We start from the raw sequence: 12,392 nt of genomic DNA, 5'->3' as shown, positions 1-12,392 counted from the left end.
GGTTCATAGAATTAAATGGTAGTAGTCTACAGAATAGTGGAAAATTCTATCCGTGTATATGTTATACTCGTGAAAAAAGTGAAGCATTTGCATTCATAGACGAATTAAAAATGAATTTAAAGATAGGATGTCCACAAATGAAGTTAAGTCACGCAACACAATACTTAAAAAGTATTCACCTGAAATTAGAGAAGATAGATTCGTATGAGTTGTTTCCGTTCGATTTACCTATTATGAAGACATTTGAGAAATTATTATTTCATCCCAACGTTACCTATATTGTAGGCGAGAATGGAATGGGAAAATCAACGTTACTGGAGGGGATTGCAATCGCCCTTGGCTTTAATCCGGAAGGGGGAAGCAAAAATTTCAATTTTTCCAACTACGATTCTCATTCCAATCTGGATCAATATTTGCGATTAGCTAAAGGAGTTTATATGCCGAAAGATAGCTTCTTTTTTCGGGCAGAGACATTTTATAATGTGGCTACAAATGTTGAGGAGCTGGATCTCGACTCTTCTTTTGGATCTAAGATTATCGATTCATTTGGTGGAAAGTCCCTGCATCAGCAATCACATGGAGAATCCTTTTTTGCGGCTTTCCTTAATCGTTTTCAGGGGGGGGGCTTATATATTTTGGATGAGCCGGAGTCGGCCTTGTCCCCATTAAGGCAATTATCGTTGCTCACCAGGATTCATGAACTTGTTGAGCAAGGTTCACAGTTTATCATTTCCACACACTCCCCAATTATTATGGCATATCCTGATGCAAAAATCATGCAGCTCACAGAAGAGGGAATGAATGAAACAAAATTGGAAGATACAGATCATTATACGGTTATGAAGCAATTTTTTGAGGATAAAGAAAGGTTATTGCATCATCTGTTTCAGTGATAGCATTGTTTAGTTTTTAAGGTGGTTGGACTATGAATTATTTTGCGAAATTAAATGCAATTAGTGTGATATATGGTTTCGTGATTTTTATTTTTATCGAAATTCAATTCAATTACTATCGAGTAGAAAGAATAATTGGATGGGATGGGGATACGTTGGATACTGTATTTCTTTGGTTACATATTATTGGATTTATTCTTTTTTCCATTCTATTCTTTTTCCTGGCAAGAAATTATTTGGAGCAAATGTCACAATTTGTCGTTTTTGTGTCAAAAGCAACAGATCTTTTAGGTGGGACGAGTAATCGCAGTCCCAGATCTTTTAGGTGGGACGAGTAATCGCAGTCCCAGATCTCTTCGGTGGGACGAGTAATCGCAGTCCCAGATCTCTTCGGTGGGACGAGTAATCGCAGTCCCAGATCTTTTAGGTGGGACGAGTAATCGCAGTCCCAGATCTTTTAGGTGGGGCGAGTAATCGCAGTCCCGGATCTTTTGATAAAATCCAAATAAAAAGATATAATTTGTGAAACTATTTTGACAGAAAAAGCGTAAATAAGAGTATCAACCTACATGAAAGGGATGCTTTTATGAAGAAATGGATGATTCCAGTCGTGTTTTTATTTCTGGCTGGAAGTCTAACTGCATGTGGAAGTACTACAGGAACAGATGTTGAAGAAGTTTATACCCAGGCAATGGAGGCTGCGCAGAAGATAGAGAGTGCGGAAATCCTCATGGATATGAAACAGCAAATGGGATCGCCTGATGCAGCGGAATCTATGGAAATAGAAAGTAATATGGAGGCAGAAGTAACAATGGACCCGCTTGCTATGCATCAAAAAGGAACGATGAACATTATGATGGATGGTGTACCGGATGAAATGAAGACAGAAATGTATATGGTAGATGAAGAGATATATGTATATGATTCTTCAACACAGTCTTGGATGAAAGTGAATAACTCAATGCCAATAGAGCTTATTAACCGTCAGCAGCGGAATCCTTCCGAGCAATTGAAACTATTTGAGCAGTTTGTAGATGATTTGGAAGCGGAAGAGACAGAAAACTCATACACCCTGAAGATGAATGGTGATGGTGAGGAGGTTAAAGAATTGATGGACACTATTATGGATGAATCTATGACACCAAAATTGATGGCAGAATTAGGGGAAGAAGCAAGTGAAGTCGTGGATAATGTGAAAGTCCATAAACTGCATTATGAAATGTTTTTTGACAAAGAGACATACGAGACGAGTAAATTTAATATGGATATTGAGATGACTGTGAATGGAGAGGGACAACAACTGGAGATGATTCAGAAGGTTAGTGCAGAATACAAAAATATCAACACAATTGATTCAATCCAATTACCTCAGGAAGTGAAAGATGGAGCAGTAGGTCAATTTTAGATAGGAGGGCTTCCATAAGCTCTCCTTGATTACTTTATGATGAAGTCTCAAGAGTCTCAGCAATTCATGTTGGAGGTTTTGTTCGCTGTTATAAAAAAACGACTATATTGTATTGCAAGGTAGAAGAACTTGTGATAGTCTATATTGTAATACAAGGTAGGTGATGGATTTGTCGATTCGCAGTCAACTGTTAAAAGGAATATTGGAAGGATGTATTCTTGCCGTCATTGCCCGTCAGACTGTCTACGGCTATGAATTAGCGATGAAGCTTCAGGATTATGGACTTTCGGTAAGTGAAGGGTCTATCTATCCCATTTTGCTGAGGCTGCAAAAGGAAGGGTTGATCAGGGGAGAAATGAAAAAATCCTCAACTGGACCGAACCGGAAATATTATTATCTGACGGATGAAGGAGCGGAAGCGCTGGAGGATTTTAAAAAGAACTGGGAAGGAATTAAAGCACCGGTAGATCGCCTATTAAATATGGAGGGATAATATGGATGCGAAAGAACTGATTCAAGCGAATAATATAAAACGAAAACAATTAACAAAAGAAAATCTGGAGTATTATGAAGAGATGTTGTTATATGTCCGCCTGTCCTACGATATTGCCGAACAGGAAATGGAAGAAATACTTGCCGAGTTACTGGATCATTTACTGGAATCCCAGGCAGAAGGAAAAACGGCAGAGGATGTATTCGGAAGAGAGCCAAAAAGATATGCGAATGAAATCATTGGAGAGCTTCCAAAAATGGTAACAAAGGAACGAATGAAATTTTTCATCATGGGAGCCCTGTATTTCCTTGCTGCCAGCACTATCTTCTCCGGGGGTTTCGCCCTATTCAATCATTATGTGTTGGACATGGAAACATTAACAGAAGTGTATCATGTTGGCACTGTAATCTTGAAAGTACTACTATCAGTTCCAATTGCATTTCTGCTTCTATATGTTCTTGTCCAATACCTTCGTTGGGCTTGTTTTAAGAAAATTAATAAGGTAAAAGAATTCTTTCTATTATGGGGGTATGGTGTTGTTTCTTTTGGAATATTTATGTTGGTAGTCTATGTCACCCCTGATATTGGGCCGGTTATAGAGTTTCCGTTTTATATCGTTTTGTTACTTGGTGCTGTTCTTTTTCTAGCTGCACATATGATGAGGAAGGCTATATAAAAGGATTGGAATCTCCTTGAAGTGAATCGAATGAGGATATATATACGAGGTGCATCGTGTTGTATATGCTGTAAGTTCAATGAACAAAAGGCCTGGATCCGGAATGTGGGGGTTACTAACAAGAAATTGATATGCTGACATAATCATATACCTACTTATCTCGTTAGAAAACAAGGCTTTTCGCCAAATGCTTGTGGCGAAAAGTCTTAGTCCAAACGTATGCAGTAAGAAGGTTCTATATTTTCTTAGCTGCCAAGTAAGCATTCCCTTGTTTTATTGATCTTCATCCTCATTTTTCCAAGTTGTTTCATCTCCAGTAATTGGACAAGCCGGGAATTCTTCATTTTTATCTAATGTTACGCGTTCCCCTGATTGACAAATGAATTGTCCAGTTTCAGGAACACCTTGACCGGTTCTGAATTCGCGATGTTTTTTATCCATTCGTTACCCTCCATTTTTCGTTTTCAGTGCTTAGTCTTTCCAAAGAATAATTATTTACCAATCGAGTAAAATACATTTTGAAATCCTCACGCATATGGTCCGAGCCAGGGGAGAACCGAATTGTCAGAAGACGGACGGTCTGTTCATTTAATTTATGAAGTAACCCGGGATAATTTTTTTGATTATATTACAAATCTCGCAAGACAGAATGATAAAATACTATGACTGAAGTCCTGTCTCTGTAATAGAAATAGCCTGCTCTATTACTATTTTAAAGCTATTTTCTAGAATCCTGTAATACCTCTGTAATATTCTTGTAACCTATTATCTGGAAGGTTATGGTATATTGTTACTTAATAGAATAGAAGGAGGAGAAATAGCACATGAAAAAGTTGGTTGCTACGGTCACAGCAGGCGTCCTTATTGCCGGTGCTTCACTATCAGGCGCTTCAGCTGAGCAGGTCAAGGTGCAAAAAGGTGACACGTTATGGGGAATCGCAAATACATATAATACAACGGTTGAGGACTTGTTTGAACTGAATGATTTAAAGTCTACCATCATATTTCCTGAACAAATTCTCCAGGCCCACAAAGAGCATACAGTGAAAATGGGTGACACTCTTTTCAAAATAGCCATGGAAAATGGGGTCACTGTTAATCAGTTGAAAGAGTGGAATAAACTTAAAACGGATTTCATTTTTATCAGCCAAAAACTGACAATCTCAAGTACAGAAAATAGGCAGACTGATGATTCATTAAATGAAGACTCAAAAACAGACAATAAAAAAGTAGTAATAACAGAGAAAACAGAGGAACAAATAGCTGAAGAAGAAGCAGCTCGTATAGCAGCAGAAAAAGAAGAACAAGAACGTCTAGCGGCTGAACAGGCAGAAAAAGAAGAACAAGAACGTCTGGCGGCTGAACAGGCAGAAAAAGAAGAACAGGAACGTCTAGCAGCTGAGCAGGCAGAAAAAGAGGAACAGGAACGTCTAGCAGCTGAACAGGCAGAAAAAGAAGAACAGGAACGTCTAGCAACTGAGCAGGCAGAAAAAGAAGAACAAGAACGTCTAGCAGCTGAACAGGCAGAAAAAGAAGAACAGGAACGTCTAGCAGCTGAACAGGCAGAAAAAGAAGAACAAGAACGTCTAGCAGCTGAACAGGCAGAAAAAGAGGAACAAGAACGTCTAGCGGCTGAACAGGCAGAAAAAGAAGAACAAGAACGTCTAGCGGCTGAACAGGCAGAAAAAGAAGAACAGGAACGTCTATCAGCTGAACAGGCAGAAAAAGAAGAACAGGAACGTCTAGCAGCTGAACAGGCAGAAAAAGAAGAACAAGAACGTCTAGCAGCTGAACAGGCAGAAAAAGAGGAACAGGAACGTCTATCAGCTGAACAGGCAGAAAAAGAAGAACAAAAACGCCTAGCAGCTGAACAGGCAGAAAAAGAAGAACAGGAACGTCTAGCAGCTGAGCAGGCAGAAAAAGAAGAACAGGAACGTCAGGCAGCTGAACAGGCAGAAAAAGAAGAACAGGAACGTCTAGCGGCTGAACAGGCAGAAAAAGAGGAACAAGAGCGTCTAGCAGCGCAAAAAGCAGCAGAAGAGGAAGAAAAAGCAGCTAAAAGCTTATCCGTTGAAGCAACAGCTTACACAGCTGGATGTTATGGATGCTCTGGAATTACTTACACGGGAATCGACTTAAATGCAAATCCGAATGCTAAAGTAATAGCGGTTGATCCTAATGTTATTCCACTTGGTTCCGAAGTTTATGTTGAAGGCTATGGTTATGCAGTAGCAGGAGATATTGGTGGAGCAATCAAAGGAAATAAAATCGATATTCATGTTCCAACGACGGACGAAGCATTCAACTGGGGCAGAAGAACAGTTAATGTAACGGTATTAAACTAAGTTGGATTTGAAAAAATGGTTGATGGAATGACAAAGGAAAGCATCTTATCACGGATGCTTTCCTTTTATTTTGATACAAGGTATAAACTTTACTATTGAATAAGTATCGAATAGTAGAACAAAAAGAGCAGTCCCCTCTGGAATATGATGTGCTCAAACAATGCTTTCCCCCTTAGCTCTTTCAAAAAAATGCCATTTGGATTCAATCCACAAGCCAATTTCACCAATGAGAGTGACTAATACAATCCATGCCCACAGAGTCAAAAACCCTTCGTGAAAATGATACATACTGTTCATATAATAGGGATTTTCGTGCATCATCATCGTAAAGGCATAAAACATACCAAAGGTAAAATTTCGTGACCATTGACTGATGTTGTAGGTGAGAATTCCCTTCTTCCAGCCTAATTTGCTGACCCGCTTTATGGCCCTCATAACCTCTAAAGTTTCGACAATTATCAATAATATAAATACAATCAACCAAAAGATCATAATAAATAAGGCAGAAGCTAATTGGGATGCAACGATGGCTAACCCCGTAATTGATAGGGCGCCGTGAATGATACAATTTGTGTTCGTCCAGTCCTCTGAGAGTGACCATTGCTTTTCACTTATATAACGAAATCCAATTAGGAGTATACCACCCAGATAAAATAAAAGTCCCAGCGATATAGCGGAAATCACTACAATATCAGAAATAAATGGAAATAATTCTACCCATACAATAACAAGTGATTGTGTGGCAACTGTTGAAAGTAAAATAACACCATGGATCGAGTGTCTGCTTGGCCGCTTCCATAGCTGCTTAAAATTATATACACAATATAGGATAAAAAGTACCCAAAAAACCGTATTTATTATTGCAGTGACTTGAACTACTCTGCTTATCTCAGGGAAATATTTAGTAACGACATTACATAAAACCGAGACTCCGGCAATCCAGGAACCCATCACAAAAGAGTTGACTGGATTATTTAAAAATGGAACAAGAAAGTGTTTATGGAAAAATTGGCGGGTAAGTACTGTATAAATCACCATCCCGATGATCACAAGAACAATCGTAAATAACTCTCCGAAAACTTGATTTAAGTAGGGAAAACCTTCAATGGCTCCATAAAGGAAGATTCCCAGTGCCATAATAATGGAACCTGAAGCAGGATTGATTATTTTTAAATCAATCATAGATATCCCCCCCTTTTTTTCTATTTAGCATACATTACAGCATTATATACCTAATTTCACATTTAAAAAAGCCCTGCATTTATTCCGTTAAACAATACTCAAATAGATGCAGTGTAATCTAAAAAACTCTTATAGGAATATAAAGATTCTCAACAGCAATCTTATCTTGAATTTTTATTCCTAGTTAATTACACGGAATTATGCTAACATTAAATTAATTCATAATTGGAGGGGATGTTGATGGATGTTTTTCAAGCAATTCAGGAACGGCGTGAAATAACAAAATACAAAGATGAACCAATACCGGAAAGTGTTTTGGAAAAAGTAGTAGATGCCGGGTATTTTGCTCCTACAGGCAATAATCTGCCGTCCAAAAATCTGATTGTTGTAAAGGAACGTAAGACACTGGATCAATTAGCAGACACTACGCCTTACATGAAATGGATGAAAGAGGTGCAGGCGGCTATTGTTGTCACTGTTAAGCCGGAGGTGAGCAAATATTGGCTTCAGGATGGTTCATTCGCTTGTGCTTTTGTTTGGCTGGAAGCTACTGAAAATGGGCTTGGCTCAGCGTTTGGTGCGATTTACAATGCAGAGAGTGAAAAAGAATCCAACGAGCGGGAGACGTACGCAAGAAACCTTCTTGGCGTACCAGAGGAACACCGCGTTGTCGCTGGATTGGGATTAGGCTATCCAGATCAGGAACTGAAACCAAAGAAGCATGTTCCGAGAGAAGATGTTGTACGTTATGAAAAGTATTAATGCTTAATCAATCAAATATAACGAATCAATAAAAGGGAAGCCTCAATGAAGAAGATAATTTTCATTGAGGCTTTTCGTACGTTTTAGGATATACGTATTGGTTTAAAGCGTTCGTCATTTTCATTACAATTTAAGTGGATACATATTCAGCCTGATAGGAATTTTCTCCAGCATGGACGGAAAGTAACGTATCTGCATATCCTACCAGACGGTTCACAATTTCATCTGTAAGGGCGTATACAAGGGGATGCGCAGTTGTATCGCATAATTGCGGATCATCAAAAATAATAGTTGTATTGATGAATATCTCTCGATTGCCATACAAATTGTAATGAACGATGACTTTTCCTGCAGCACCACCTGTTTTTCTATCTTCAAAACCAGGAAGGAAAATATACCATTCCTCTGCAGTTGCTGAGCGGAAATTTTTAGTGAATTTCATCCCTTCCACTTCATTTGTTATTCGTTTTTGTAAGAGGGGATTGATAACTTCAGAACCATTATTTTTATCCATATAAACCTGCCTACTCATACTTTTTAAATGTTCCTACACTCGATCATTAGTGTATCCATTCGTGATTGGAATAAACAATGAAAGTTGTAGAATGATTCGTGAAGGAAAGGTTGGGAATAACCTGAAAAATTCCCTGTTTAAATTACGATGAAAAGGGTTACTTTAATAATAGATGTATGTTAGAAATCAACACCGTAAAAAAAGATTCAGGTCTAATCGATGACATCTATTAAGGAGGGAAGTATAAAATGAATCCTAATCCAGATAAAAAGAGGAAGAAACAGGAGAATAAGGAAGAAAGCCTCCAAAACTTTTCAAATGAAGCAGTGCGTGGCAAACCGCATTTGGATATTGACCGAGTCCTTGATCAAGATATAGATACTAATTCAACAAAAATGAACAATGAACAAAAATAATCCCTTTCCGTCTGAGGGGATTATTTTTTTATAGGAAGAAGTAATATTTGTCAGGTTGTGATCGGAACAAATCTATACAAATCCATTACTTGACGATATTCCTCAGCAGTGATATATTTATTATGAATTAAATATACATTAATTAAATATAAATAAATTTAATCATAATAAAATGGAGGAATTAATAAATGAACGGTATTAAAGGGATGCACCATGTAACAGCAATTACAAGCAGTGCAGAGAAAAACTATGAATTTTTTACGTATGTATTAGGGATGCGTTTGGTTAAGAAAACAGTAAACCAGGATGATATTCAAACCTATCACCTATTCTTTGCGGATGATAAAGGGAACCCGGGGACGGATATGACTTTCTTTGACTTCCCGGGCGTTCCAAAAGGTTCTCATGGGACAAATGAAATTTTTAAAACATCCTTTCGTGTACCAAGTGATGCAGCATTGGATTATTGGGTAAAACGTTTTGACCGACTTGAAGTAAAGCATACAGGGGTTAAAGAGCAATTTAACACAAAGGCACTTTCTTTTGTTGATTTTGATGATCAGCAGTATCAATTAATTTCGGATGAGAATAATGAAGGTGTTGCAGCTGGTACACCATGGCAGGATGGTCCCGTTCCCTTGGAATATGCCATTACAGGACTCGGACCAATATTTGTCCGCGTAGCCAACTTTGATTATTTCAAGGAAATGATGGAGAAAGTCTTGTTATTCAAGGAAATAGATGCTGATGGTGCATTCCATTTATTTGAAGTCGGTGAAGGTGGAAATGGTGCAAGGGTAGTGGTGGAGTATAATCCAGTTCTTCCAAATGCACGTCAAGGCTATGGTACGGTCCATCATGCAGCGTTCCGTGTGGAAGACCGTTCTGTGCTGGAAGAGTGGATAGGCCGGATGGCTAACTTTGGATTCCGAACGTCCGGTTATGTAGACCGTCATTTCTTTGAATCTTTATACACAAATGTTGCTCCACAGATTCTGTTTGAGTTTGCAACAGACGGACCCGGATTTATGGGCGATGAACCATATGAAACCCTTGGGGAAAAGTTATCCCTCCCGCCGTTTCTTGAACCACAGCGTGAAGAAATCGAAAAAATGGTACGACCGATAGATACAGAAAGAAGTACCAAAAATATTGAAAAAGAATATGAGTAAGTGAAATTTTTAGTAGGCGCATTCCTGAAAAGAGTGCGCCTTTTCGGGTTAAGGAAAAAATAATGTTTCACTGTTTAAACAGAAAAATTCAAAAAAGAAGGGAATTGGCATTAAAAATAGAATTACAGTTATAAGAAAACAAGTGGTGATAAGGGAGAGGTTTTGGATGAGGTTGATTATTGGTGGAGATGTAGAATGAATGTTATTGTATCCTGGAGTGGAGGAAAAGACAGTGCTTTTGCAGCTTATGAATTACTAAAGAACAATACGTTTCAGGTGAAAGGTTTATTATCCACCACTTCGGAGGAAAGCGGACGTTTGCCGATGCATGAGGTGAAGACAACGTTTATTTACGAACAGGCTAATGCTCTGGGGTTGCCCTTATATGAGGTGAAACTGCCTGCTAATGCATCAAACGACGTTTATGAGCAGGCACTCGGAGAACAGATGGAGTATTTTAAAAGCATGGATATTCAAAACATTGCCCATGCAGATCTATTTCTTGAAGATATTAAAGCGTACAGGGACCAGCAACTTGCAAAGGTAGGAATGCAAGCTGTTTATCCTTTATGGAGAAAAGATACATTAAAGGTTGCGGAGGATTTTATTTCAGAAGGGTTTCAAGCTGTCGTGACAACGGTTGACACTTCCAAACTCCCAGGTGAAATGGCAGGCCATCCTTTTGATGAAACATTTATTAGAACCCTTCCAAAAGGCACTGATCCATGTGGAGAAAATGGAGAATTCCATACATTTGTTTTTGATGGTCCGATTTATAATCATCCAGTTGCCGTAAAGACAGGATCTCGGTTTGAAACCTTGGGAGGTCGCTTTGCACATGTGGAGTTGTCCAAGCGATAGTCAATTAGTGTATTTATATTCCGTAATATTTACAAGCTTTCATTAAAAAATAGCGATCATCCAGGGGAGGCCTTTTGGATAATCGCTATTTACTTAGGCATTTTATCCGTGGCAATCGTGGTTATTGATTAATAACCACCGCCTCCGTATCCGCCACCATAGCCAAACCCGCGAGCTCCGACAATAATAAGCAGGATAAAGAGAACAACAATTAACGCAAATCCACCGTTTCCGGCACCATTACCATAACCCATAGAAATAAACCTCCTTTTTCATTAAGGTTACTCTTATAGTATGCTGGTTAATTAAATACGTAAGGGCTTTTATTGGGAGTAGCGAAAACATGTGAAGTTTATCAATAATATTCACTTTTTCACCCATACTACATGCTGAGGTGAAGAATATGTATAAATTGTTGTCACATAACGATTTGGATGGAGTTGGATGCGGTATTTTAGCGAAACTCGCTTTTGGAAAGCAGGTGAGTGTCCGTTACAACTCACTGTCAGGTCTCAATACACAAGTTGAATGGTTTTTAGACAATGATAACAAGGATATGTCCTTGTTTATCACAGATCTGTCTGTAAACAAAGAAAATGAAAAAAGAATAGATGCATTTTACAAGGATGGAGGAAATGTACAACTACTAGACCACCATAAGACGGCTCTAGCTTTTAACGAGTATCCCTGGGCTTACGTTGCCGTTGAAGATGATAAAGAAAGATTAAATTCGGCAACTTCCTTATTTTACGAATATCTAATCAAACATCAGCATATAGAAGCTTCAGACGTTACTGCTGAATTTGTAGAGCTTGTTAGACAATATGATACATGGGACTGGGAGAAGAATGACAATCAAGCAGCCCGCAGATTGAATGCGCTCTTTTTTTTAGTTTCGATTGAGGAATTTGAAGAAAAAATAATCGAACGCCTGAACACAAGTGATCATTTCTATTTTGATGAGTTCGAAAAGAAAATACTAAATATGGAAGATGGCAAAATCGAACGTTATATTCGCAGAAAACGGCGACAACTGGTCCAGGCTGAAATTAACGGTTATTGTGCAGGTATCGTTTATGCAGAATCCTACCATTCAGAGCTTGGCAATGAGTTGGGGAAAGAATATCCGCACCTTGATTATATTGCAATTTTAAATATTGGTGGCAAACGATTAGGATTCAGGACAATTCATGATCATATCGATGTATCCGAGATTGCGGGTCATTTTGGCGGAGGTGGTCACGCCAAAGCATCTGGTTGCTCAATGACCGATGAAGCTTTTAAACAGTTTGTGACCAACACATTTAACCTGGAACCATTGCCGGAGGATGCGAAACGAAATCGCTATAACCTAAAGCAATCTGCATTTGGTTCGCTGTATAAAGGACAAAGGGAAGGATTCTTACTTCTATACCAGAAAAGTACTCATGAATGGATGGTAGAAAAAAATAATTCAAAATTGAAAGAGACTTTTACAAGTTTTGATGAGGCTGAACGTTTCCTGAAACGTAAATATGCAGCTTGGCTTGTAAGAGACGATTTTTTTGTGGATTATTTAATAGACGAATTGAAAAATATAAAACGAAGTAAATAAGCGTTGGCCAAGCTATGAGTCCTTTGCCAAAATTAGCCTTGTATCCGAGTGTGAAAATCATGTGAGATACAGGGCTTTC

15 protein-coding genes are annotated in these 12,392 nt (G+C 38.5%); 11 read left to right on the top strand and 4 right to left on the bottom strand.

Going from position 1 to position 12,392, the window contains the following annotated elements; genetic code table 11:
* Positions 1 to 137 precede the first annotated feature (137 nt).
* The 5 genes from ACZ427_RS12830 (at position 138) to ACZ427_RS12810 (ending at position 3,467) form a co-directional block, all read left to right on the top strand.
* The gene (locus ACZ427_RS12830; protein ID WP_461178946.1) at positions 138 to 893 is read left to right on the top strand and encodes an AAA family ATPase; all 756 of its coding nucleotides are present in this window, start codon (positions 138 to 140) and stop codon (positions 891 to 893) included.
* A gap of 32 nt (positions 894 to 925) precedes the next feature.
* Complete coding sequence (locus ACZ427_RS12825; protein WP_461178945.1) at positions 926 to 1,231, top strand: hypothetical protein; 306 nt, start codon at positions 926 to 928, stop codon at positions 1,229 to 1,231.
* 248 nt (positions 1,232 to 1,479) lie between these two features.
* Positions 1,480 to 2,298, top strand: coding sequence for a DUF6612 family protein (locus ACZ427_RS12820; protein ID WP_461178944.1), 819 nt, complete (start codon positions 1,480 to 1,482; stop codon positions 2,296 to 2,298).
* A 169-nt stretch (positions 2,299 to 2,467) separates the two neighbouring features.
* Positions 2,468 to 2,791 carry a PadR family transcriptional regulator gene (locus tag ACZ427_RS12815; protein ID WP_461178964.1) on the top strand — a complete coding sequence of 108 codons (324 nt, stop codon included), beginning with the start codon at positions 2,468 to 2,470 and terminating at the stop codon, positions 2,789 to 2,791.
* A 1-nt stretch (position 2,792) separates the two neighbouring features.
* Positions 2,793 to 3,467 (top strand): DUF1129 family protein, encoded by a 675-nt coding sequence (locus ACZ427_RS12810; RefSeq protein ID WP_461178943.1) that lies wholly within the window; start codon positions 2,793 to 2,795, stop codon positions 3,465 to 3,467.
* A gap of 273 nt (positions 3,468 to 3,740) precedes the next feature.
* On the opposite strand, the gene ACZ427_RS12805 is transcribed toward ACZ427_RS12810, so the two are convergent.
* Positions 3,741 to 3,908, bottom strand: coding sequence for a hypothetical protein (locus ACZ427_RS12805; protein ID WP_461178942.1), 168 nt, complete (start codon positions 3,906 to 3,908; stop codon positions 3,741 to 3,743).
* 383 nt (positions 3,909 to 4,291) lie between these two features.
* Between ACZ427_RS12805 and ACZ427_RS12800 the strand changes: the two genes are divergently transcribed.
* Complete coding sequence (locus ACZ427_RS12800; RefSeq protein WP_461178941.1) at positions 4,292 to 5,812, top strand: 3D domain-containing protein; 1,521 nt, start codon at positions 4,292 to 4,294, stop codon at positions 5,810 to 5,812.
* Between the two features lie 153 nt (positions 5,813 to 5,965).
* Here ACZ427_RS12800 and ACZ427_RS12795 read toward each other — a convergent pair whose 3' ends face one another.
* A complete protein-coding gene (locus tag ACZ427_RS12795; protein ID WP_461178940.1) occupies positions 5,966 to 6,994 on the bottom strand; it encodes a TDT family transporter in 1,029 nt (342 codons plus the stop codon).
* A gap of 240 nt (positions 6,995 to 7,234) precedes the next feature.
* Here ACZ427_RS12795 and ACZ427_RS12790 point away from each other — a divergent pair, with 240 nt between their 5' ends.
* The gene (locus ACZ427_RS12790) at positions 7,235 to 7,756 is read left to right on the top strand and encodes a nitroreductase family protein (protein ID WP_461178939.1); all 522 of its coding nucleotides are present in this window, start codon (positions 7,235 to 7,237) and stop codon (positions 7,754 to 7,756) included.
* A gap of 130 nt (positions 7,757 to 7,886) precedes the next feature.
* Here ACZ427_RS12790 and ACZ427_RS12785 read toward each other — a convergent pair whose 3' ends face one another.
* Positions 7,887 to 8,270: a hypothetical protein gene (locus ACZ427_RS12785; protein WP_461178938.1), complete on the bottom strand. Its 384-nt coding sequence runs from the start codon at positions 8,268 to 8,270 to the stop codon at positions 7,887 to 7,889.
* 248 nt (positions 8,271 to 8,518) lie between these two features.
* Here ACZ427_RS12785 and ACZ427_RS12780 point away from each other — a divergent pair, with 248 nt between their 5' ends.
* The 3 genes from ACZ427_RS12780 (at position 8,519) to ACZ427_RS12770 (ending at position 10,719) form a co-directional block, all read left to right on the top strand.
* Entirely contained in the window at positions 8,519 to 8,686 is a 168-nt protein-coding gene (locus ACZ427_RS12780) for a hypothetical protein (RefSeq protein WP_461178937.1), read from the top strand.
* Between the two features lie 188 nt (positions 8,687 to 8,874).
* Positions 8,875 to 9,858 (top strand): ring-cleaving dioxygenase, encoded by a 984-nt coding sequence (locus ACZ427_RS12775; protein ID WP_461178936.1) that lies wholly within the window; start codon positions 8,875 to 8,877, stop codon positions 9,856 to 9,858.
* A gap of 195 nt (positions 9,859 to 10,053) precedes the next feature.
* Positions 10,054 to 10,719, top strand: coding sequence for a Dph6-related ATP pyrophosphatase (locus tag ACZ427_RS12770; RefSeq protein ID WP_461178935.1), 666 nt, complete (start codon positions 10,054 to 10,056; stop codon positions 10,717 to 10,719).
* A 128-nt stretch (positions 10,720 to 10,847) separates the two neighbouring features.
* On the opposite strand, the gene ACZ427_RS12765 is transcribed toward ACZ427_RS12770, so the two are convergent.
* Positions 10,848 to 10,973: a YjcZ family sporulation protein gene (locus ACZ427_RS12765; RefSeq protein WP_461178934.1), complete on the bottom strand. Its 126-nt coding sequence runs from the start codon at positions 10,971 to 10,973 to the stop codon at positions 10,848 to 10,850.
* 149 nt (positions 10,974 to 11,122) lie between these two features.
* Between ACZ427_RS12765 and ACZ427_RS12760 the strand changes: the two genes are divergently transcribed.
* Positions 11,123 to 12,313 carry a DHH family phosphoesterase gene (locus ACZ427_RS12760; protein ID WP_461178933.1) on the top strand — a complete coding sequence of 397 codons (1,191 nt, stop codon included), beginning with the start codon at positions 11,123 to 11,125 and terminating at the stop codon, positions 12,311 to 12,313.
* The last annotated feature ends 79 nt before the right edge of the window (positions 12,314 to 12,392 follow it).

The organism is Virgibacillus ainsalahensis (assembly GCF_055380755.1).
Note: the sequence above shows the minus strand (reverse complement) of the source record. Positions and strands in the feature narration are given on the sequence as shown.